This is a genomic window from Achromobacter sp. UBA5777, from assembly GCF_002418565.1.
Classification (GTDB): domain Bacteria; phylum Pseudomonadota; class Gammaproteobacteria; order Burkholderiales; family Burkholderiaceae_B; genus Achromobacter; species Achromobacter animicus.
The window spans coordinates 464-20,975 of the sequence record NZ_DIEJ01000194.1 but is presented as its reverse complement, the minus strand read 5'-3'; the positions used below and the strand labels follow the sequence as shown (position 1 = coordinate 20,975).

17 protein-coding genes and 1 pseudogene are annotated in these 20,512 nt (G+C 66.7%); 10 read left to right on the top strand and 8 right to left on the bottom strand.

Features of this window, described 5'->3' with window-relative positions:
* Positions 1-29: 29 nt before the first annotated feature.
* Positions 30-497 (bottom strand): Rid family hydrolase, encoded by a 468-nt coding sequence (locus tag B3446_RS15720; RefSeq protein ID WP_291383202.1) that lies wholly within the window; start codon positions 495-497, stop codon positions 30-32.
* 423 nt (positions 498-920) lie between these two features.
* Here B3446_RS15720 and B3446_RS15715 point away from each other — a divergent pair, with 423 nt between their 5' ends.
* Positions 921-4,019, top strand: a complete 3,099-nt coding sequence (locus tag B3446_RS15715; RefSeq protein ID WP_291383200.1) for an autotransporter outer membrane beta-barrel domain-containing protein — start codon at positions 921-923, stop codon at positions 4,017-4,019.
* 267 nt (positions 4,020-4,286) lie between these two features.
* On the opposite strand, the gene B3446_RS15710 is transcribed toward B3446_RS15715, so the two are convergent.
* A complete protein-coding gene (locus B3446_RS15710; protein ID WP_291383198.1) occupies positions 4,287-5,114 on the bottom strand; it encodes a hypothetical protein in 828 nt (275 codons plus the stop codon).
* Positions 5,115-5,363: 249 nt separating this feature from the next.
* On the opposite strand from B3446_RS15710, the gene B3446_RS15705 reads away from it, so the two are divergent.
* The gene (locus tag B3446_RS15705) at positions 5,364-7,757 is read left to right on the top strand and encodes an autotransporter outer membrane beta-barrel domain-containing protein (protein ID WP_291383196.1); all 2,394 of its coding nucleotides are present in this window, start codon (positions 5,364-5,366) and stop codon (positions 7,755-7,757) included.
* Positions 7,758-7,881: 124 nt separating this feature from the next.
* On the opposite strand, the gene B3446_RS15700 is transcribed toward B3446_RS15705, so the two are convergent.
* A complete protein-coding gene (locus tag B3446_RS15700) occupies positions 7,882-8,127 on the bottom strand; it encodes a hypothetical protein (RefSeq protein ID WP_056327580.1) in 246 nt (81 codons plus the stop codon).
* 217 nt (positions 8,128-8,344) lie between these two features.
* Here B3446_RS15700 and B3446_RS15695 point away from each other — a divergent pair, with 217 nt between their 5' ends.
* The 6 genes and pseudogenes from B3446_RS15695 (at position 8,345) to B3446_RS15670 (ending at position 14,306) form a co-directional block, all read left to right on the top strand.
* Entirely contained in the window at positions 8,345-9,469 is a 1,125-nt protein-coding gene (locus B3446_RS15695; protein WP_105237147.1) for a cupin domain-containing protein, read from the top strand.
* Positions 9,470-9,535: 66 nt separating this feature from the next.
* The gene (locus B3446_RS15690; RefSeq protein WP_175125130.1) at positions 9,536-10,447 is read left to right on the top strand and encodes a fumarylacetoacetate hydrolase family protein; all 912 of its coding nucleotides are present in this window, start codon (positions 9,536-9,538) and stop codon (positions 10,445-10,447) included.
* 11 nt (positions 10,448-10,458) lie between these two features.
* Positions 10,459-11,214, top strand: a complete 756-nt coding sequence (locus B3446_RS15685; protein WP_291383191.1) for a GntR family transcriptional regulator — start codon at positions 10,459-10,461, stop codon at positions 11,212-11,214.
* A gap of 28 nt (positions 11,215-11,242) precedes the next feature.
* Positions 11,243-12,092 (top strand): annotated as a pseudogene (locus B3446_RS15680) (LysR family transcriptional regulator).
* Positions 12,093-12,310: 218 nt separating this feature from the next.
* Positions 12,311-13,303 (top strand): Bug family tripartite tricarboxylate transporter substrate binding protein, encoded by a 993-nt coding sequence (locus tag B3446_RS15675; RefSeq protein WP_291383189.1) that lies wholly within the window; start codon positions 12,311-12,313, stop codon positions 13,301-13,303.
* A gap of 55 nt (positions 13,304-13,358) precedes the next feature.
* Entirely contained in the window at positions 13,359-14,306 is a 948-nt protein-coding gene (locus B3446_RS15670) for a succinylglutamate desuccinylase/aspartoacylase domain-containing protein (RefSeq protein ID WP_291383187.1), read from the top strand.
* A gap of 54 nt (positions 14,307-14,360) precedes the next feature.
* On the opposite strand, the gene B3446_RS15665 is transcribed toward B3446_RS15670, so the two are convergent.
* The 3 genes from B3446_RS15665 to B3446_RS15655 form a co-directional block, all read right to left on the bottom strand.
* Positions 14,361-14,882 (bottom strand): lipocalin family protein, encoded by a 522-nt coding sequence (locus B3446_RS15665; protein WP_175125135.1) that lies wholly within the window; start codon positions 14,880-14,882, stop codon positions 14,361-14,363.
* Positions 14,883-14,964: 82 nt separating this feature from the next.
* Complete coding sequence (gene gshA, locus B3446_RS15660; RefSeq protein WP_191579238.1) at positions 14,965-16,536, bottom strand: glutamate--cysteine ligase; 1,572 nt, start codon at positions 16,534-16,536, stop codon at positions 14,965-14,967.
* 32 nt (positions 16,537-16,568) lie between these two features.
* The gene (locus B3446_RS15655; protein WP_291383184.1) at positions 16,569-17,564 is read right to left on the bottom strand and encodes an alpha/beta hydrolase; all 996 of its coding nucleotides are present in this window, start codon (positions 17,562-17,564) and stop codon (positions 16,569-16,571) included.
* 59 nt (positions 17,565-17,623) lie between these two features.
* Here B3446_RS15655 and B3446_RS15650 point away from each other — a divergent pair, with 59 nt between their 5' ends.
* Positions 17,624-18,163: a hypothetical protein gene (locus B3446_RS15650; RefSeq protein ID WP_191579239.1), complete on the top strand. Its 540-nt coding sequence runs from the start codon at positions 17,624-17,626 to the stop codon at positions 18,161-18,163.
* On the opposite strand, the gene B3446_RS28510 is transcribed toward B3446_RS15650, so the two are convergent.
* Positions 18,153-18,446 (bottom strand): helix-turn-helix domain-containing protein, encoded by a 294-nt coding sequence (locus B3446_RS28510; RefSeq protein ID WP_409558271.1) that lies wholly within the window; start codon positions 18,444-18,446, stop codon positions 18,153-18,155. The genes B3446_RS15650 and B3446_RS28510 overlap by 11 nt on opposite strands.
* Positions 18,447-18,581: 135 nt before the next feature.
* Between B3446_RS28510 and B3446_RS15640 the strand changes: the two genes are divergently transcribed.
* Positions 18,582-19,478, top strand: coding sequence for an AEC family transporter (locus B3446_RS15640; RefSeq protein ID WP_291383180.1), 897 nt, complete (start codon positions 18,582-18,584; stop codon positions 19,476-19,478).
* Between the two features lie 70 nt (positions 19,479-19,548).
* Here the strand turns inward: B3446_RS15640 and B3446_RS15635 are convergent.
* The coding region (locus B3446_RS15635) for an Ldh family oxidoreductase (protein ID WP_291383178.1) at positions 19,549-20,512 on the bottom strand (964 nt) is incomplete at its 5' end.

Below are 20,512 nucleotides of genomic sequence, written 5' to 3'. Positions count from 1 at the left end.
CCCTACTCCCGCCAAGCCGCAGGGTCCGGTCAGCCGGCATCCTTGGGACGCAGGATGGCCTTGCAAGCGATCTCGATCAGCTGCGCAGGCATCGCCAGACGCGACACGCCGATCAGGTTGCTGGCCACTTGCGGACGGTCGGTGCCGTACGCGGCCTTGCGCACCTTGCCAGCCGCCGCAAAGGCGGCATCCACGTCCAGCACATACAGCGTTTCTTCGACGACGCTATCCAGCGTGGCGCCGAACTTGCCGAGCAATGTCGCGAGGTTTTCGTAGGTGGCGCGCATCTGCGCTTCCATGGTGGAGAAGTCGCGCGGCTTGCCTTGGTCGTTCAATTCGGCCGGCGCGATAAGGTTGCCGTCCTGGTCGTGGTTGAGCTGGCCCGACACATAGATCTCGTTGCCCACCTGCACCGCCTGCGCATAACCATAGGCGTCTTCCCACGGCACGCCCCAGTAGGCGGTTTTCTTTTCGAGCGGGTTCGTTTGCGTCGTCATGGTTTTCTCCTTGGGATGGGGCAAAGAAGGTGTGTGATCAGAAGGCTCCAGCGTAACCGCGGCACGAAATTCCGGGAGCGCATTACTGCGCTTTCAAGATGCAAATTTGCACTTTGATTGCCGCCGCCATGAATTCGCCCTTGCCGCCGATAACGTCCCAGCGGGCTGGCACGTTATCGAATCCAGCGCAACCGAGACTCGTCGGATTCCCAAGCGGACGTTGATCCTGATAAGCGGGGCGCGCCATCGGAGTAAACGTACTCTGGGTGCGGCCGCGGACCTTGAACACAATCGATCACACCGACGCGATGGGCTTTGACGATCAGCCGAGCTGAACGAAAAGAAGCCACGCATGAATCCAACACCCAGGATGATCGATTGATGCTCGTGGATTCCCGCGCGGCGCTGCGCCGCGCAGATTCAATGCTGTTTCCCAATGCCAGAACAACCGCCACCAAGCTCTGCTTTGGTCTGCTGCTGTTATCCGTGAACATGTCGCACCAACCCGATGCCTGGGGCGCGATCGTGGGTATGTCGGGGGCCGGCGGTGTCGGCGGCGCATCCAATGGAGGCCGCGGCGGCGATGGTGGCAACGGAGATGCCGCCCTGGACCTGACGACCTCATACACGACGGTCGGCGACGTCGAGGGCGGGGCCGGCGGCGGCGGCGGGGGAGGCGGTGGCGGCGGGCAGGGTAACGCCGTGGGGGGAGCGGGTGGCGACGGCGGGAACGGCGGAGTCGGCGTCGTCATCTCAGGCGACGCGGTGGTATTGCACAACGATGGCTGGTCGATCCGCGGCGGCAAGGGCGGCGGCGGCGGAGGGGGAGGCGGCTCCACCTTCCACCCCTCCGTGGAGCCGGACGGCGGTCGCGGCGGTGACGGCTCGACTGGCGTTGACGGCGCTGCCGGCGGGGGCGGCGGAGGCGGCGCACACGTCCGGGCGGCCTTCGGTGGAGACGGCGGCAACGGGGGAGAAAATGGCCTGACTGCGGGCGGGGGCCCTCCAGGCATCTCCTGGGCTGGCGGCGGGGGCGGGGGCGGAGGTTCCTCCGTCAACGGGGGGGCTCCGGGCACAGACGTGTGGCCGATCCTGATCGAGGGGATCGGGGGGGCAGGCGGCATTGCTGGCGGGGCGTCCGGCGTCAACGGTGGCGATGCCAAACCGTATGAAGGTTTCGCCGCAGGCGGTGGCGGTGGCGGCGCGCCAGGCGGCGATGGCGGCCGCGGCGGGCAGTACTCGCGTTTCGATACGAACGGGGGTGGCGCGGCCGGCAGCAGCAATCACGGCGTCTACGTCACGGGGGCCGGCTCCGTCATCATCAATGCGGGATCCATTGTGGCGGGGCCGGTCAACCAGGACACCGCCATCAAGTACGCGGCGACCGCCAGCAATTCGACCTTGATGCTCCGTGAAGGCAGCGTGATTCAGGGGCTCGTCGATGCCACCGAATCAAGCGGCACAAACACGCTTGTCCTGGATGGCGGCGCTGCGCAGGCGTTTGACGTGGGCAAGATCGGCCCCGGCGCGCAGGGTCAGTATCTGGGCTTCGACGCATTCGAGAAAGCGTCTCACGGCACGTGGGCGCTGACGGGTTCGCCCGCGCTGGCGCTTACGCCTTGGACGCTTTCCGGGGGATGGCTTGCGATCACGGACGACGCGGCGCTGGGAGACACGGCGGGCGGCCTCATTTTCGAGGGCGGCGGATTGCAGCTGAACGCCAGCATCACATCGCAGCGCGATTTTCAGCTGCGCGGTGATGGCGCGGTCCACACTGCTGGCGGCACCGTGTCCGTGATGCACGGAACGATCAGCGGCGCCGGCAACCTCACCAAGACCGGGTCCGGAACATGGATCATCGGGCGCAACGATCCCGGATCGGGCATTTCCCCGCCGGCGGCGCAGCTCACGTATTCCGGTGATACGCGTGTTGACGAGGGCATGCTGGTCATTCATGGCACGAGCCTGGGGCGGGCCGATCATGCGGCCAGTGTCGCCGGCGCCAGCAGTGCGGCCTTGTACCTTGCCAACGGTGCAGTGCTCGACGGCCAGATGGACGGACCGAATCTCGTCATCGATGCGACGAGCCGATGGAACGTCCTGGCCGATACCCCCCCTCCCGCGACGGGAAACAATCTCAGCACCGTCAACGCGCTTCAGCTTGCGGGCAGCATCGCCTTCGCACCGCCCGACGGGGCCAACAACGAGGCCGGCCGAACGCTCACCGCCAACAACCTGGTGGGCGCCGGCGGACAAGTCCAGTTGCACGTAAGTCCTAACGGCGCTGCGGACCATCTGACGCTGACCCAGGGCGCCACGGGGATGACCTACCTGACGATCATCACGCCTGGCGGCTTTGGAGATCCCATGGCCGGCGACGGGCTGTTGGTGGTCAAGGCCGGCGCCAGCACCGACCATGCGTTTCGCCAATCCCCCGGACAACCCGCGCTGGCCGGCGCGTTCAACTACGGGCTGGTGCACGGCGCGCGAAACGGCGCAGCCGATCTGGCCAACAACTGGTATCTGTTCAGCGATGTCCGCCCCGAGGTGTCCATCTACTCGCAGTTGGGCAATCAGGCCTTGCGGCAGTCCGAGGTGGCGGTAGGTTCGTTCAACGAACGGATGGGTGCGACCGAAACACTGGCGCGAACGGTCTATCCGTATGTCTGGGCGCGATCCCTCGGCGTCCTCGAACGCCGCGATGGCGCGCCCTTGGGGATCCGGCAAGCGAACGTCGCCGTGGATTCGCGGCTGGGCGGACTACAGATGGGAACGGATCTGTTCGTGGCCAGCAGAGGCGCCGGCCGCCGGAGCGTGGGCGTGTTCGGCACCGCAATGGCTTCCCGCAACGACGTAGCGCACTATCAGGCGTTCACGCGATCGACGGTGGCTGCCGGCCGCAGCGATCAGACCATGTATGGCCTGGGCGCCTACTACACGTTGATCGACGGCAAGGGCGGATACGCCGATTTCGTCGCGCAGGTCAGCCGGTACGGTGTGAAGGCCCATTCGCGCGGCGCGCAAGGCTTGTCTTTGCGGACGTCCGGATGGGGCGCCGCGTTGTCCGCCGAAGCCGGCAAAGCCTTCGACATCAACGACGCCAGCGGACTGCGCATCGAGCCGCAAGCCCAGGTGATGGTCCAGCACGTCAGGCTGCGCGACAGCGAAGACCGCGTCGGGCCGGTTGCGCTGCCGGGAATGCACGCGCTGCACTCGCGTGTGAGCTTGAAGGTTTCCAAAGTCTGGGACGCGAGCCCCGAGACGCGGCACCACGGCTGGCTGATGCTGAGCTATCGGCACACGCTGGGAAAATCCTCCAGTACGTACCCCACCGCCACGCAGGGCGACATCGCGTTCGACAACGATCTGGATGGGTCGCGCGTGGGCCTCACGGCGGGCTACGACCGGCGCGCGGGCAGGAACACTTTCGTCAACGTGCAGGTGCAGGCCGAACAGGGCTTGGGCGGCGCCTCAGGGTTGCGGGCGGTGGGCGGCTCGGTCGGGGTGAAGTACCTGTTCTAGCAATCGCGTGAAACAGGGGGCCGTCGGATAACTGGCAGTGTCTCTAGATTTTCGCCATAGCGATCGTCTGATTTTGCCCGGCAACTGATTCTTATAAATGCTGGAGCGACATCGGAGTAAACCTACTCTGGGTGAAGCCTGGGCGCTTAAAGAGAATCTGAGACACCGACGACACAGGTTTGAACGCTTTGCTGCGTGCATCCGTCGTTCGATGTGATTAACCGGATTACTTAAGCGCGCAACCGGCCACGCCGGTGTTCCACGTTCTTACGAGACCCAAATAGCAGTTTTTGCCTGGAGCGTCACCTGATCCTCCAGTGCTATTGAATTCGTGAAGCCGCGCGTGAATCCACCACCCAGGATGAACCATTGATGTATACGGATTCTTGCTTGGCGTCGCGACATGCAGATTCGATCTCGAATCGAACCAACAAGGCGCGCGGTATCGCGCTCAAGCTTTGTTTTGGCCTGTCTCTGATCTCTCTCGGCATGTCCCCGCATCCCGCCGCGCGTGCGTTGATCGTTGGCGAAGCGGGGGTGGGAGGCGCAGGCGGGGCAGCCAATGGCGGCAACGGGGGCGACGGCGGGGATGGATTTGCCGCCCTGGATCTCACGACGTCTTACACGACCTATGACGACATTGAAGGCGCGCCCGGCGGCGGCGGTGGCGGTGGCGGTGGGGGCGGGCCGGGAAACTTTGCCGGCGGCGGGGGCGGTGCGGGCGGGAACGGCGGGGACGGCATCGTGATCTCCGGCGACGGCGGGGTCCTGCATAACGCCGCCTACTCGATCAGCGGCGGCAAAGGCGGTGGCGGCGGGGGCGGGGGTGGCGGTAGCTACAGTGACGATGCGGTCAGCGACGGCGGTCGGGGTGGTAATGGGTCCGGAGGAGAAGGCGGTGGCGCTGGCGGGGGCGGAGGAGGCGGCGCGGATATCAACCCCAACGGGATCGATGGAACGGGTTTCGGTGGAAATGGCGGCAATGGGGGTGAAAATGGCATGCCGGGTGGCGGCGACGTCCCGGGGACGTCCCCCTATGCAGGTGGCGGTGGCGGTGGCGGCGGTACCTACACCAACGGCGGGTCGGCGGGCCAAGGGTTATTCCATAGCCAAACTCCGGGAGTAGGCGGATCGGGTGGTATGGCTGGCGGTGAGGCCGGCGTAGACGGTGGCCGGGCAAATCCAGGAACGGGATTGGAAGGATTTGGTGGGGGCGGCGGAGGCGGCGGGGCAGCCGGCGGATCTGGCGGCAACGGCGGGCGTGGGACCGGATTCCCAGGCGGGCCTCCAGGCGGCGCTGGCGGCAACAGCGGTCACGGTGTCTATGTCACCGGCGCCAACACCATGATCATCAATTCCGGAACGATATCTCAAGGGCCGGCGAACCAGAACACCGCCATCAAGTATTCAGCCACGGCTCGCGATTCCACGCTTGTTCTGCAAGCGGGCAGCCAGATCATCGGCCTGGTCGACGCCACGGAGTCGGGTGGCAAGAATACGCTGGCTCTGGATGGCGGCGGCGCGCTGGCCTTTGACGTTAGCCAGATCGGAAGTGGCGCGCAGGCGCAATACCTGGGCTTCAATGCTTTCGAAAAAACGTCGGCCGGAACATGGACGCTGACAGGAACGCCCGGCCAGACCCTCACACCCTGGACCCTGTCGGGCGGGTGGCTCGCGATTGCCGACGACGCGAGCCTGGGCGACGCGGCCGGCACCCTCACGTTCAACGGCGGTGGGCTGCAACTCGATGCCAACAGTCTGTCGCAGCGCGACATGCAGTTTGCGGGCGACGGCGCCATCCGCACCGTGGACGGCACAGTCTCCGTGATGCAAGGTGCGATCAGCGGATCGGGCGCGCTTACCAAGACCGGCGCCGGGACGTGGATCATCGACAGCGACAATGCTTTCGCCGGCGCAACGCTGATTGACGACGGCGTGCTGCAACTGGGCGCGGGCCAGACCACCGGATCGTTGGGCGCGGGCGTGATCGAGAACAACGCCGTTCTGGCGACAGACCGCGCCAACGCCCTCATCCTGTCCAACGCCATATCCGGTACGGGCGAGCTGTGGCAGGCCGGTTCGGGCACGACGACGCTGACCGGGCCGCTCACCTACACTGGCATCACGCGGGTGGACAACGGCATGCTGGTCATCGACGGCACCTCGTTGGGGCAGGCCGATCATGCAATCGCCAGGGTGGTTGCCGCGAGCAGTGCGGGCCTGGGCGTGGCCAACGGCGGCACATTGGAAGGCTGGGTGGACGGCTCGAATCTATCCATCGACGCGACGAGCAAATGGAACATCCTGACGGATGCGTCCAACCCCGCGCAAGCAAACAACCTCAGCACCGTCAACGAACTTCGGCTTGCTGGAAGCGTCGCCTTTGCGCCGCCCGTTGAATGGACCAACGATGCCATCGGTCGTACGTTCACCGCCAACAGTCTGGTGGGTGGCGGCGGCGAAGTGCAGTTGCACATGATTCCGACCACGGCGGGCACCGTGGATTATCTGACCTTGAACGCGGGGGCGACGGGGTTGACCAACCTGGCGCTCAACACCGACAGCGGCTTTGGCGATCCGCTTCACGGCAACGGCTTTCTGGTGGTCAAGGCGGGCGCCAGCACGGACGGCGCGTTTCAGCTAACGCCCGGCCAGCCTCCGCGAGGCGGCGCGTTCCGCTACGTGCTGGCGCATGGCGCGCAGGATGGCTCACCGGACTTTGCCAACAACTGGTATTTGATCAGCGAAGTCCGCCCCGAAGTCTCCATTTACTCGCAGTTGGGCGGGCAAGCGTTGCGGCAGTCCGAGCTGGCGGTGGGAACGTTCAACGAACGCATGGGCGCCACCGAATCGCTGGCCCGTAAGGTGTATCCGTATGCCTGGGCCAGAACGCTGGGGGCCTGGGAGAACCGCGACGGCGCGCCGCGCGGCATCCTGCAGTCGCAAGTGGGAAGCCGCACGACGCTGGGCGGCCTGCAGGTGGGCACGGACCTGTTCGTGACCAACAAGGGCATCCGCCGCAACAGCCTGGGCGTGTTCGGCACGGCGATGGTGTCCCGCGCCCAGGTGGATCACTATCAGGCATCCACCCGTTCGACGATCGACGCCGGTCGCAGCGATCAGACGATGTATGGCTTGGGCGCTTATTACACGATGATGGACGGCAAGGGAGGGTATGCCGACTTCGTCACGCAGATCAGCCGGTACGGCGTGAAGACCCAATCGAGCGGCGCGGAGGGCATGTCCATGCGGACGTCGGGATGGGGCGCGGCGCTGTCGGCCGAAGCCGGCAAGGCGTTCGACATTGGCGATGCCTCTGAAGGGCTTCGACTGGAGCCGCAGGCGCAGGTGATGGTTCAGCACCTCCAACTGCGCGACAGCGATGACGATCTTGGCCGGGTGACGCTGCCGAAGTCGCATGCGTTGCATTCGCGCGTGAGCGTGAAGCTGTCCAAAGCCTGGGGTGAGCAGGACGACGCGCAGAACCACGGCTGGGTGATGCTGAGCTACCGGCACACGTTGGGGGAATCGTCCAGCGAGTATCAGACGCTGACGCAGGGCGACATCGCCTTTGACAACAAGCTGGACGGATCGCGCGTGGGGCTATCGGCGGGCTACGACCGTCGGGCCGGCAAGAACACGTTCGTCAATGTGCAGTTGAACGCCGAGCAGGGATTGGGCGGCGCGTCGGGCTTGCGCGCAGTGGGTGGCTCGGTGGGGATCAAGCATCTGTTCTAGCGTTCGCAGACCAGGCGTCTGCGAATGACCGACCCCACTGAGGTACTGGCCGCGTGCTGGCATTGCACGCCAAGCGATTGAATCGCCCGCCCCGCGCGCATGCGGGGCGGGCGATTTTTGTTGGCTAGTCGTCCAGTGAAGGCACGGTGCCGATCTGCATCAGGATGCGCGGCGATTCCATGTCGCCGGTTTCCTTGTCGATCATCACTTCATAGGCCGCGACGCCGGCAAATTTGGAGGCCATGGAATTCGCGATGCGGATGGCTCCGAATTCGCTGCTGGCCGGGCGGATTTCCCCGGGGGCGACGCCATTGGCGGCGGCGCGGTAGGGAACGACGATGTACTGAACGAGATGAGCAGCTTCTGACACAGGAATTCTCCCCTGGACGACAGTTTTTCGGGCGAGCGCAATGTATCACGTCGCACTGTGTTTTTGTACAGTATTTTCGCCACGGTCGCCAAGATATTTTTGCGAAGCGGCTTCCCGGTTCAAGGAAAACCCCTAGCGTTTCGCCATTGCCCGCCCTCCGGCCCCGCGCTTAGTATTTTCGAAAATCCTCAGCGTTTTATAAAACCAGGGGCACGGAATGGAAGCGAACCGCTACGACGCCTACCGCGAAGACACCGCGGGCCGCGCCAATGTGGCCGACTCGCCAGAGCGGGTGGCCTATTACCAGGAGCTGGCGCGGCTGGAGACCGGGGCGCTGTGGACGGTGGCGAACAAGATCGAGCCGTGGGCGCCGCGGTCAGCGTCCGTGCCCGTGGTCTGGCGCTACCAGGACCTGCGCGGTCACGTGCTGCGGTCCGCCGAACTGGTGTCCCCCGAAGAGGCGGGCCGTCGCGTCATCTACCTGAACAATCCCGGCCGGCGCGATGTTGCGGCGGCGGTGGGTTGGCTGTATTCCGGGCTGCAGGTGATGCGGCCGGGCGAGCTGGCCTCGGCGCACGCCCACACGCATTCGGCGCTGCGCTTCATCATGGAAGGGCAGGGCGCGTTTACGGTGGTTGACGGCCACAAGATGACGCTGGGCGCGAATGATTTTGTGCTGACGCCAAACGGCACGTGGCACGAGCACGGCGTGGCCGAGGATGGCACCACCTGCATCTGGCAGGACGGCCTGGATATCCCGCTGGTCAATGCGCTGGAAGCGGGCTTTTATGCGGTGCATCCGGATCTGAACCAGACCGTCACGCATCCGGTGGACGACACCAGCGGGGCGTGGGGCGGCGTGGCGCTGCGGCCGCAGGTGTCCGGATGGACCAAGCCGTATTCCCCGCTCTTCAAGTACGAATGGGAGCCCACGTACGAGGCGTTGCGCCGCTACGCGCGCACCACGGCGGGCAGTCCCTACGACGGCATCCTGCTGGAATACGTCAATCCGGCGACGGGCGGCCCCGTCATGCCGACAATTGGCGCCAGCATGCAGCTGCTGCGTCCCGGCGAGCACACAAAGGCGCACCGGCACACGGGCAGCTTCATCTATCAGGTGGCCAAGGGCAGCGGCTTTTCGGTCATCGACGGCAAGCGCTACGACTGGACTGAGCGCGACATCTTCTGCGTGCCGTCCTGGGCCATCCACGAACACGCCAACCTGTCGTCCAACGACGACGCATGCCTCTTCTGTTTCAACGACCTGCCCGTCATGCGCTCGCTGGCCCTGTACCGCGAGGAAGCGGTGCAGGACAACGGCGGCCATCAGCAGCTGATCTAGTTTCCGAACGCAAACCGCCGCGCTGCTGCGGCCGGTTCCACAACCTTTGACCTTCTGGAGTTCCCGATGCGCCTGGTGACCTTTCGCGCTCATCCCACCGCCGCCGCCCGCCTGGGCGCGCTTGTCGACGGCTACGTGATCGACCTGTTCCTGCTGGGTCAGGAAGGCGGGGTGGATCTGCCCGACGACATGCTGGAGTTCATCGACCTGGGGCCGGTGGCAGTCGCGCAGGCGACGCGTCTCTTGGACACGTTCCGCGGCAACTGGCCGGTGGGCAGCGCGGTGCCGCAGGAGAACGTGAAGCTGCTGGCGCCCATCCCGCGTCCGCGCAAGAACATCTTCGGCATCGGCTTGAACTACGTGGAGCACGTGGCCGAATCCAGCCGTACGCTGGACACGTCGGCGGACCTGCCCAAGCAGCCCGTCATCTTCTCCAAGCCGCCCACGACGGTGATCGGACCGGGCGACGCCATCGAGCACAACGCGAAGATCACGCAGCAGCTGGACTGGGAAGTCGAGCTGGCGGTGATCATCGGACGGCGCGCCTCGCGTGTGGCCGAGGCCGATGCGCTGTCTTACGTGTTCGGCTACAGCGTGATGCTGGACATGAGCGCGCGCGATTGCCGCCGGGCAGGGCAGTGGATTTATTCCAAGGGGCAGGACACGTATGCGCCGTTCGGTCCGTGCATCGTGACCGCCGACGAGATTCCCGATCCGCAGGTGCTGGACCTGTGGCTGACGGTCAACGGCGAAAAGAAGCAGGGCTCGAACACGCGGCACATGCTGTTCAAGGTGCCGTTCCTGATCTCCGATATCAGCGCCGGCATCACGCTGGAACCGGGCGACATCATTGCCACCGGCACGCCGGAGGGCGTGGGCGCCGGCCGCAAGCCGCAGGAATTTCTGTGGCCGGGCGACGTGGTCGTGGCGTGCGTGGAAGGCATCGGCACGCTGCGCCACCCGGTGGTGGCCGTCTAGGAGCGCTGCGCTTGAAACCCAGAATCAAAGCTCCGCGCGAGGATGCGGCGGCAAACGGCAGCGCCGAGATCGAAGACATCACGCTGTCCGAACAGATCTACCGGCAACTGCGCCGCGACATCATGCGCGGCGCGTTTGCGCCGGGCCAATCGCTGCGGCTGGAATTGCTGCGCCAGCGCTACGGCGGCAGCTTTTCGCCGATCCGCGAGGCGCTGAACCGGTTGCGCAGCGAACGCATGGTGCTCACCACGACGTCGCGCGGGTTTCGCATCGCGCCGCTGTCCGTGGATGAAATGCGCGATGCCTGCGAGACCCGAATCCTGATCGATTGCGACGCGTTGCGCCGGTCGCTGGCCAATGCCGACGATGCCTGGGAGGCGCGGCTGGTCGGGGCGTTTCACGCATTGGCGCTGGCCGCGCGGCGGGCGGACGCCGCGCCGGGACTGGACCCGGACCGCGAGGACGCACTGGAAGCGCGTCACCAGGATTTTCATCAGGCGCTGATCGGCGCCTGCCGCTCGCCCTGGCTGCTGGATCTGTCCGCGCAGTTGTACGCGCAGACCGAACGTTACCGCCGGCCGGCGCGCGCGCAAGCCATGGCGTACGGCCCTGAGCGCGATGTTGGCGACGAGCACCGCGCGCTGCTGGATGCGGCGGTGTCGCGCGATGCCGATCGCGCGGTCGCGCTGCTGGCGGCGCACTACCGCGAGACGGCGCAGGTCATCGCGCGCATCCTGTCCCTGCCCGAGGGACAGGCAGCGGCCTAGCACGCGCGATGCCGTAAGCTTGTCGTCCATGGCAGACCTGAAACTCCTCGAAGACCTGNNCGCGCCCCCGCCCGGGGGGCCGGGGGGGGGGGCCCGCCCCGCCCCCCCCCCCCCCCCGGGGGCTGCCGGTGACGCTGACGCCCGAAGGCGAGACGCTGCTCAAGACGGCGACGCAGGTCGTCGAGCAGATGGGGCTGGTGCGCCATCGCATCCGCAGTTCGGGCGCGGGCGGCGAGGCCGTCCTGCGCATCGCCACGGGCCGCAGCCTGGCGCGTACGCTGGTGGCCGACTGGATCGCGCGGCTCCGGCACCGCACGCCGCGCGTGCTGACGGACGGCACGCAGGTGGAGTTGTCCACCGGCAAGGCGCAGGACCTGGTGGTGCGGCTGGAACAAGGCAAGGTGGACCTGTTGTGCTGCTACGAGCATGCGGCGCTGTCCGTGCCGCTCAGCCCTTCGCGCTACCGGTACATGACGCTGGCGACCGACAAGCTGGTGCCGGTCAGCCAGATGGATACCCGGGGCCGGCCGCGGTTTCTGCTGCAGGAGGGCGGGGCGCCCGTGCCGCTCATCACCTACACCGGCGGGCTGGCGATGGAGCGCATCGTGGGGGATCGGCTTGAGGCCACGCCGTATGCGCTGACGCCGTTTGTGCGCAGCGATTCCCTGGACGCGGCGCATGGCGCGGTCGCCAAGGGCGTGGGGGTGGCTTGGCTGCCGTGGTCCATGGTGGCGGCCGACTGCCGGCGCGGCGCGCTGGCTGAGCTGGGCGGGCGCAGCGACGAAATCGCATTCGAAGTCCGGCTGTACCGCCCGCGCGCGCGGCTGACCGACCTGGCCGAAGCTGCCTGGGAAGCGACGGCGAATCGCAAGGCGTGATTCCAGGTCTGGCTTCGGGTCCGAATTCCAGCGGCTGAAGTTCAACGCCTGTCGTTCAGTACCTGGAGTTCAGCATCCGCATCTCTCTGCCAAAATCCCGATCAGCACAACGATGTGCCGTTTTGGCACGGACTGTCCCTGGGGAGCGCTCGAAAATAGCCCCCGAAATCAAATGAGACGGCTCCGCCGTCCACCCACAGCACCCCAGGGAGAAAGTCATGAAGTCCATCTTGAAGCCGCTGCGTGCGGCGCTAGTCTCGTTGTGTGCCGCCTCGGCGGTTGCCGCGGCCCCTGCCGCCAGCGCGGCTGATTACCCGGCCCGCAGCATTTCGCTGATTGTCGGTTACCCCGCCGGCGGCAGCCTGGATCTGACCGCGCGCCTCTTGGGCGAAGAACTGGGCAAGCGCCTGGGCCAGACCGTTGTGGTCGAGAACGTGGGCGGCGCCGGCGGCACGATCGGCGCGCAACGCGTGGCGCGCGCCGCGCCAGACGGCTACACCATCTTCCTGGGCTCCACCAATGAAATGGTGATCGCCCGCATGATCAACACCGCCGTCAAATACGACAGCGCCAAGGATTTCACGGCGCTGGGCATCGTGGCCTCGCAGCCGATGCTGCTGGCCGCCAGCAAGAACTCGGGCGTGAAGACCGCCGCCGACTATCTGGAAAAGCTCAAGGGCGCCGCGCCCGGCACGTTCAACTACGGCTCGTCGGGCGTGGGCACGACGCTGCACCTGGCCGGCGAGATGATCAACCAGGCCACCGGCACGCGCGCTGAGCACGTGCCTTACCGCGGCGTGTCGCCGCTGGTGACCGACCTGATGAGCGGTCAGCTGGACTACGGCATGCTGGTGCTGTCCTCCGGGCTGCCGCAGGTGCGCAGCGGCAACATCGTCGCGCTGGGCCTGACCGAGAACAAGCGTTCGCCCGCCGCGCCCGAGATCGCGCCGCTGGCCGCCACCAAGGGTTTCGAGTCCGTGGACATCAACCTGTGGTTCGCGTTGTACGGCCCGGCTGGCCTGCCCGAGCCGGTGGTGACCAAGCTGCGCGCCGTGCTGGATGAAACGCTGAAGTCGGACCAGTTCCGCGCCAAGATGCAGGACGCCGGCGGCGAAGTGGCCAAGCCGGGCGTGGACCCCGTGGCGTTCCAGGCCGAAGAAACCAAGAAGTACGGCGCGCTGGTCAAGGCCGCCAAGATCGAGGCGCAATAAGGCTGCGCGCCCACCCTCACGACATCGAAAGACCAGGCATCAAGCGGATATCACCATGGAATTCAAGCTCCCCGTTCCCGACATCGCCGCCGAGCGCGCGGGCAATACCGACACGCCGGGCGTGTGGCACTTTGATTCGGGCGTGCCGGGACGGGCGCTCATGGTGAGCGCGCTGGTGCATGGCAACGAGTTGTGCGGCGCGTGGGCGCTGAAAGACCTGCTGGCCTCGGGTCTGCGCCCGCGCCGCGGCAGCCTGACCCTGGCCTTCTGCAACCTGGATGCGTTCGACCGCTTCGATCACGCGAACCACGATGCGTCGCGTTTCGTGCAGGAAGACATGAACCGCGTCTGGAGCGCCGAGCGGCTGGACAATCCCACGTCGCCGGACCGCCAGCGCGGCGCGGCGCTGCGCCCTTGGGTGCGGCGTGCCGATTGGCTGCTGGATCTGCATTCGATGCACGAGCCGGGGGCGCCGCTGCTGCTGACGGGCGTGCTGCCGCGCAATATCGCGCTGGCGCGCCGCCTCAAGGCCCCGCAGCACGTCATCGTGGACGCCGGCCACAAGGACGGCGTGCGCATGCGCGACTTCGAACACTTTGGCGACCCGGCCTGCGAAGACGCGTGCGCCCTGCTGATCGAATGCGGCTTTCATGGCGACCTGTCGTCGCGCGATGTGGCGCGCGACATGGTGGCGCGGATGCTGGTGGAATCGGGCGTGATAGACGCGCCGGACCTGCCCGAAGGCTGGCTGCTGCCGGATCCGGCGGCGCAACGCGTGTTGGAAGTGACGGACGCCGTGGTGGCGCCGTCAATGAACGTCCGGTTTGCCGGCCCCTGGTCGGGGCTGGAAACGTTTGAAAAGGCCGGATCGCTTATCGGTTGGGCCGACGAGCAGCCGGTGGTGACGCCCTACGACAACTGCACGCTGATCATGCCGTCGCTGCGGCAGTTGAAGCCCGGCGTGACGGTGGTCAGGCTGGCCCGCGACTACGCCGCGGGCTGAGATCTGCATTGACTTCGGCAGCGCTGACTTCTGCAGCGCTGCCTTGTGCCGCGCTTACTTCTGCGGCGTGTAGCGCAGCTCGTCGAGCTGATAGCCCTGCGCCGTGGCGGCTGCCAGCGCCTTGTCCAGTTCTTCCTTGGGCAGCTTGGGCGAGCGCGACAAAATCCACAGATACTTGCGGTCGGGCGTGCCGACGACGGACCAGCGGTATTCGGGATCCAGGCCGATCACCCAATAATCGCCCTTGAACGGCTTGAAGAAGGTGACTTCGAGCTTGGCGTTGTTGCTGCCTTCGACCACCGTGGCGGTGCCCGAGGCCGAATCGATATCCCCGTCCTTGGTGCGGCAGCGGTTGTTCACGCCGATGGTGCCGTCCGGATGCGCGGTGTATTCGGCCGTGGTGTCTCCCACGCAATTGCGCTGGAAGAACATGGGAAAGTTGGCGATTTCGTACCACATCCCCACGTAGCGTTTCAGGTCAACGGATTCCACGGTCTGCATGGGCGGCGGCGCGGCGTGGGCAATGCCCGCCACGCTGACCGCCAGGGCCAGCAGAAATTTTGCGGTGCGGCGCATGGATAAAACCTCCTGATGTGACTGGTAAGGCCCGCGCGCGCCCCGCAGGAGCGCGGCGCGGACCAATCCCTAACGATACGCCTTATTTGCGCGGCGCCTTGAGCGCGGCGTGATAGCGGCTCACGTAGGTATCGAAGTCTTCAGTGTCCGACTGTTCCAGGCGTAGCTGTTCAGCGGCGGACTGCGCAGCGGCTTGCTGATAGGCCGTGGCCACGTCGGCCGGCAGCGGCTGCGCGCGCAGCGCATCCGCATGCTTGCGGCTCAGCGCCAGCGAGTAATCGTGGAACGACAGGCCGCTGTCCTTCAGTTCGGCCAGCAGACGCGCAGAGGGCGTGGTGTCGGGCTGGTCAAGCTTGGCGCGTTGCGCCGCCAGCGCATCCGCGTAGGCGGTGCCGCCCATGGCGCTGTCGTACAGCGCCGCGTACGGCGCGATCTGGTCCAGCAGTTCGTGGCCCCATTGCGTCAGGCCGATGGTCTGGCCGTCGCGGTCCAGCGTGAGGCCCGGTTTGCGGCCTTCCTTGACGACGACCGAGAAGTTGTCGGCGCTGCGCTGACAGTAACCATTGGCGGGGAAGAACGGGCTGTCCGAGGCCGTGCAGAACAGCAGGAAGGCGTCGACGAAACGGGCGGTGGTGGCGTCGATGCCGACCGGCGAATACGGATCGATGTCCAGGCAGCGCACTTCAACGTATTGCACGCCGCGTTCGGCCAGCGCCGTGATGGGGCGTTCGCAGCGGCCCGTGGCGCGCTTGGGGCGGATGCTGGAGTAGTACTCGTTTTCGATCTGCAGCACGTTGGTGTTGAGCTGGATCCATTCGCCGTCGCGGTGGGTGCCGATCTTTTGATAGTCGGGCCAGGGCTGTGTCACGGCGCCGTACAGGCGGCCAAGGAAGGTGTCCAGGTCGTTGTAGCAGAGCTTGAGCTGCGACTGCGCCTTGTTCTGGTAGCCCAGGTCGCTCATGCGCAGGCTGGTGGCGTAGGGCAGGTAAAGGGTGTGGTCGCCCAGCTTGTCCAGCGCATGGTCCTGACCTTGCAGGAAGCCGCTGGCCAACGCGGGCGCCGAGCCGAACAGGTACATCAGCAGCCACGAATACCGCGTGAAGTTGCGGATCAGGCCGATGTACCCGCGCGAGCGGCGATCCTGGTCCGAGCCGGGCTGCGTGTCGAGCACGGACCACAGGGCTTCAGGCAGCGAAAAGTTGTAGTGCACGCCGGCGATGCACTGCATCGTCTTGCCGTAGCGTTCGGCCAGACCGCGGCGGTAGACGTGCTTGAGCATGCCCGTGTTGGACGTGCCGTACCAGGCGATGGGGATTTCCGGTTCCGGCGGCAGCGTGGCCGGCATGGACTGATTCCAGATCAGTTCATGGTCCAGCACGGTGTAGACGTGGCGGTGCGTGTCGGCGAGTTCGGCCAGCAGGGCGTCCACGTTGTCGTGCGTGCCCGTGATGAGCTCGAGCAGCGATTCGGAATAATCGGTGGTGACGTGTTCGTTGGTCAGCGCCGAGCCCAGCCCGGCGGGGTGCGGCGTGCGGGCCAGGATGCCCTGTTCGTCCACGCGCAGGCCTTCTTTCTCGATGCCCCGCAGGGTCTCGGTCAGCAGCGAGCGGTTGGCCTCTAGGCGGGCGAGGCGGTTGGCGGCAGTATCGGTCACGGATTGTTCTCGTTGGGGGCTGTCGCCGGATTTTACGGGGTGCTGGCCTCCTGTGCTGAGGGAACCAGTACTGGGGACAGGGACAATGCCTGCGCGGTGCGCGCCAACCATTCGTCCAGGTCAGCATAGACGGGGTCGGCGATGGGGGCGGTTTCGTTGAAGATCTCGTGCCAGGCGGTGTCGTACCAGCGCAGGGTGAGCAATTCAGCGGGCGCCCGCTGGGCGAACTGGCGGCTGCCTTCGGCTGCCACGATGGAGTCGTCGCCGGCCACCATCAGCAGCGTGCGGCAGGGCAGCAGGCTGGCTTCGCGCAGCGCCTGCTGGCCGGCTTGGTCCACAAAGCGCGCCAGCCGCCCGGTCATGCGGCGCCGCACCAGGGGATCGGCGCGGTAGGCCTTGACGACGGCCCGGTCGTGGGAAATGCGGGCGGGCGCCAGACCGTGCGGGACGCGCAGGTCGGGGGCATGCAGGGACATCCAGGTCAGGGTGCGGCGCACCCATTGCGGGACGTTGACGGCAAAGGGTGGGGAGCTGAGCACCAGCCCATCCAGGTCGGCCAGCCGGCGCTGGGCGATGCGCACGGCGACCAGGGCGCCCAGACTGTGGCCCAGCAGGATGGGCGGGCGGCCACAGGCCTGTGTCCAGTCCTGCAGCCGGTCCACGGCATCCGTGACCAGGTCTTCCTGGTCGCGCAGGGTGGCGGGGTGCCCGCCAGAGCGGCCGTGACCGCGGTGATCGTGCGCGCCCACCGTCCAGCCCCGGGCGGTCAGCCAGCGCGCCAGCCGGTCATAGCGTCCGGCGTGCTCGCTCAGGCCGTGCAGCAGATAGATGCTGGGCCGGGCTGCCGGCTGCCCGTCTGCGGCGTGCGCGTCATCGGATAGCCCATCACCGGAGTGCCGGCCACCGGAATGCCGGCCACCGGATAGCCGGCCACCGGATACCCCGTCGCCCGCTATCGGAGGCGGGACATTTGGCGCGGCGGGCCAGCAATAATTGGCGAGCAACGTGCCATCGGGCGCGGGTGCCATGGAAATCGGCGACAATTTCTGGATTCCTCGAAATGACGGGACCCTGGAGTCCTCGGGTAATGACGATTTCATCGCTGTTTCGTTTCATGTTCAAGAAAGCGGGCGTTTTTTTGGCGCTGACGTTGGCGTTGGCGGCTTGCTCGCCCAGTTACAACTGGCGCGAGATGGATGTGGCGGACGGCCACGTCCGCGCCGCGTTCCCCGCCCGGGTATCGACGGAAACCCGCGATCTGAAGCTGGACACGCACGCGTTGAAGTTCACGATGGCAAGCGCGACCGTCGGCGAAGCGGTGTTTGCCGTGGGATCGGCGCCCCTGCCGCCGGAGATCGCGGCCAGCCCCGCGGCCCGTCAGGCGCTGGGCGTGGCGCTGATGCGGTCGCTTTACACCAACATGCAGGCCCCGCCGCCCAACGAATGGCCGCCTTATGGCCAGGAAATCGAGGTGCGCGGCAAGGCGGTGGGCAAGCCCGGATGGCTGCAGGCGAAGGTGTGGGTGACGGACACGATGCTGATCGAGGCCGTGGCCGCCGGCACCGAGGAAAGCCTGCCCGCCGAGCGCGCGCGCGAATTCCTGCGGTCCGTCGTCATCAAGCCTTGAACTCGAGCAGGCCCAGCCGCAGCGCCGCCACCACGGCCGCGCGGCGGCCCCGTACGCCAAGGCGGCTGCAGGCGTTGCGCAGGTGGAAATTCACGGTGCTTTCGCTGACGCCCAATATCCGGGCGGTTTCCCAACTGGTTTTGCCTGCGGCCGACCACCGCAGGCACGCGGCCTGTCTGTCCGATAGCGGCAGACAAGCTGCCTGCCGGTCCGCCAGATGCAGGCCGGCGGGCGGAATGGCGCTGCGAAGGGCGCAACGCGATGAGTGGGCAGGAATGCGCATCGGTGTGGCGGACATGGCGGCGAGGACGGGATGGTCCTGTTGTGAACAATGCGTCCATGCTGCGGCGACCGCCCCGGCCGGGGCAAGCAATGATGCCGTGATGCATCAATCTTTTTATCTCTGACGGAATAGTCCATGTTGGCCATCGCGCAGTTCTACCTGTCAGCCATTGTGCTGATGATGCCCCTGCTTTTCTGCGTGGGAATCGGGCTTTATTGGGGTAAGCGCGATCTTCCCTTCGGCGGCAACTTCATCACCACGCTGGTGACGTCGGTCACCACGCCCGCGCTGGTGTTCCATACCTTCGTCACCACCCACCTGGACAACCGCGCGCTGGCCGACGTGGCTGCAGCAACCCTGATCGCCCTGCTGCTGTGCGCGCTGATCTGCGCGGCGCTGCTCAAGGCCTGGAAGCTGCCCGTGCTGAGCCTTCTACCCACGGCGTTCCAGCCCAATGCCGGCAACCTGGGCCTGCCGATTTCGCAACTGGCGTTCGGCGACGCGGGCCTGTCGGTGGCGGTGGCTTTTTTTGCGGTGAGTTCCTTCGTGATGCACACCATCGCGGTGCGCATGCTGCCGGGCGTCAACACCAAGGGAAGCTGGAAGAGCCCGATCCTGCTGGCGTCCGTGGTGGCGGTGGCGCTGCGCCTGCTGGACGTGCCGGTGCCCGCGTGGATCATCGAGACGGCGCGCATGTTGGGCGCGGTGACCGTGCCGCTGATGCTGCTGAGCCTGGGTCATGCGCTGGCGCTGATTCCGTCGAACGGCATGCGCGACGGCGCCAAGGTCGGTGCGATCCGCCTGGTGGCGGGTCTGTTGACCGGGCTGGCCGTGGCGTGGGCGATGGATCTGGAGCCGGTGCTGGCCGGTGCGCTGACGCTGCAGATGGCCATGCCGTGCGCGGTGGTCAGCTACATGTATGCGCGGCGCTACACGCCGCTGGGCGACACCGCGGCAGGCGCCGTGCTGGTGTCCACCGTCGTGTTTTTGCTGCTGGCGCCGCTGATGCTGTGGTTCTCCCACGGGCATTAGGGCACCAGGCGGCGGGGTCAAGTCCCGCAGTCAAGCCCGGCAGTCAAATCGCGCAGTCAGGCCGCGCGCTTCAGCCAGCACCCGCCAACGTGCGCAGCTGCGTCATCAACGCATCGGGCAGGTCCAGGCCGTGCTTGACCGCCTCGTCGCGCAGCTTGCGGCGCCGGTCGCCCGGCAGGCGCACGCCTTCGTCTTCGAGCATGGCGTCGACCAGCGTTTCCACGCGTTCCAGGTAGACATCGTTACCCGCCAGCGCGTTGGGATCGATCGCCATGAAGGCCTGCCCCAGCCGCGCCGGGCCGCCTTCATCCACAAAGAACGACTCGTTCTCGTAGCCGAAGCGCGCGCCGGTCAGCGCGCAGGCCATGAGTTCGACGATGAGCGCCAGCATGGCGCCCTTGACGCCGCCCGCGGGCAGCATGCTGCCCGCCAGTCCCGCCTTGGGATCGGTCGTGGGCTGGCCCTCGGCGTCCAGCGCCCAGCCCAGCGGAATGGGCTGGTTGTCGCGCGCGGCGATCATGAGCTTGCCGCGCGCCACCTGCGACAGCGACAGGTCGATGACCAGGCGTGCGCCGCCACGGCGGGGGAAGATCGCCGCGATGGGGTTGGTGCCGAACAGCGGGCGCTTGCCGCCCCAGGCGGGCATGGCGGCAGGCGAGTTGCTAAGCGCCAGCCCCACCATGCCGGCGTCGGCCAGGGCTTCCAGGTGGTAGGCCGCTTCGCCAAAGTGATGGCTGTTGGCCACGCCGACGAACGCGACGCCATGCTCGCGGGCGCGGGCCGTGGCCTGTTCGACCGCCATGGCGCACGCGGGAAACGCCAGGCCCGAACCCGCGTCGATCAGCGCCGCGCCGCCGCGTTCGTTCACAAGGCGCGGCACGGCCGAACCGATGGCGCGGCCGGTACGCAGATGGCCGGCGTAGAACGGCACGCGCGACAGGCCGTGAGAGCTGAGTCCCTGGCTTTCCGCGAAGACCAGCGCGCGGGCGGTGCTGTCGGCCATGACCGGGTTGGCGCCGGCCGCGGCAAGACCG

Excerpts from the sequence above, each read along its gene's own strand:
- B3446_RS15655 (WP_291383184.1), bottom strand. The coding sequence starts at position 17,564 with ATGGCACCCGCGCCCGATGGCACGTTGCTCGCCAATTATTGCTGGCCC.
- B3446_RS15715 (WP_291383200.1), top strand. The coding sequence starts at position 921 with ATGCTGTTTCCCAATGCCAGAACAACCGCCACCAAGCTCTGCTTTGGT.
- B3446_RS15675 (WP_291383189.1), top strand. The coding sequence starts at position 12,311 with ATGAAGTCCATCTTGAAGCCGCTGCGTGCGGCGCTAGTCTCGTTGTGT.
- B3446_RS15695 (WP_105237147.1), top strand. The coding sequence starts at position 8,345 with ATGGAAGCGAACCGCTACGACGCCTACCGCGAAGACACCGCGGGCCGC.
- B3446_RS15705 (WP_291383196.1), top strand. The coding sequence starts at position 5,364 with ATGATCATCAATTCCGGAACGATATCTCAAGGGCCGGCGAACCAGAAC.
- B3446_RS15665 (WP_175125135.1), bottom strand. The coding sequence starts at position 14,882 with ATGCGCCGCACCGCAAAATTTCTGCTGGCCCTGGCGGTCAGCGTGGCG.
- B3446_RS15690 (WP_175125130.1), top strand. The coding sequence starts at position 9,536 with ATGCGCCTGGTGACCTTTCGCGCTCATCCCACCGCCGCCGCCCGCCTG.
- B3446_RS28510 (WP_409558271.1), bottom strand. The coding sequence starts at position 18,446 with ATGCGCATTCCTGCCCACTCATCGCGTTGCGCCCTTCGCAGCGCCATT.
- B3446_RS15640 (WP_291383180.1), top strand. The coding sequence starts at position 18,582 with ATGTTGGCCATCGCGCAGTTCTACCTGTCAGCCATTGTGCTGATGATG.
- B3446_RS15670 (WP_291383187.1), top strand. The coding sequence starts at position 13,359 with ATGGAATTCAAGCTCCCCGTTCCCGACATCGCCGCCGAGCGCGCGGGC.
- B3446_RS15650 (WP_191579239.1), top strand. The coding sequence starts at position 17,624 with ATGACGATTTCATCGCTGTTTCGTTTCATGTTCAAGAAAGCGGGCGTT.
- B3446_RS15720 (WP_291383202.1), bottom strand. The coding sequence starts at position 497 with ATGACGACGCAAACGAACCCGCTCGAAAAGAAAACCGCCTACTGGGGC.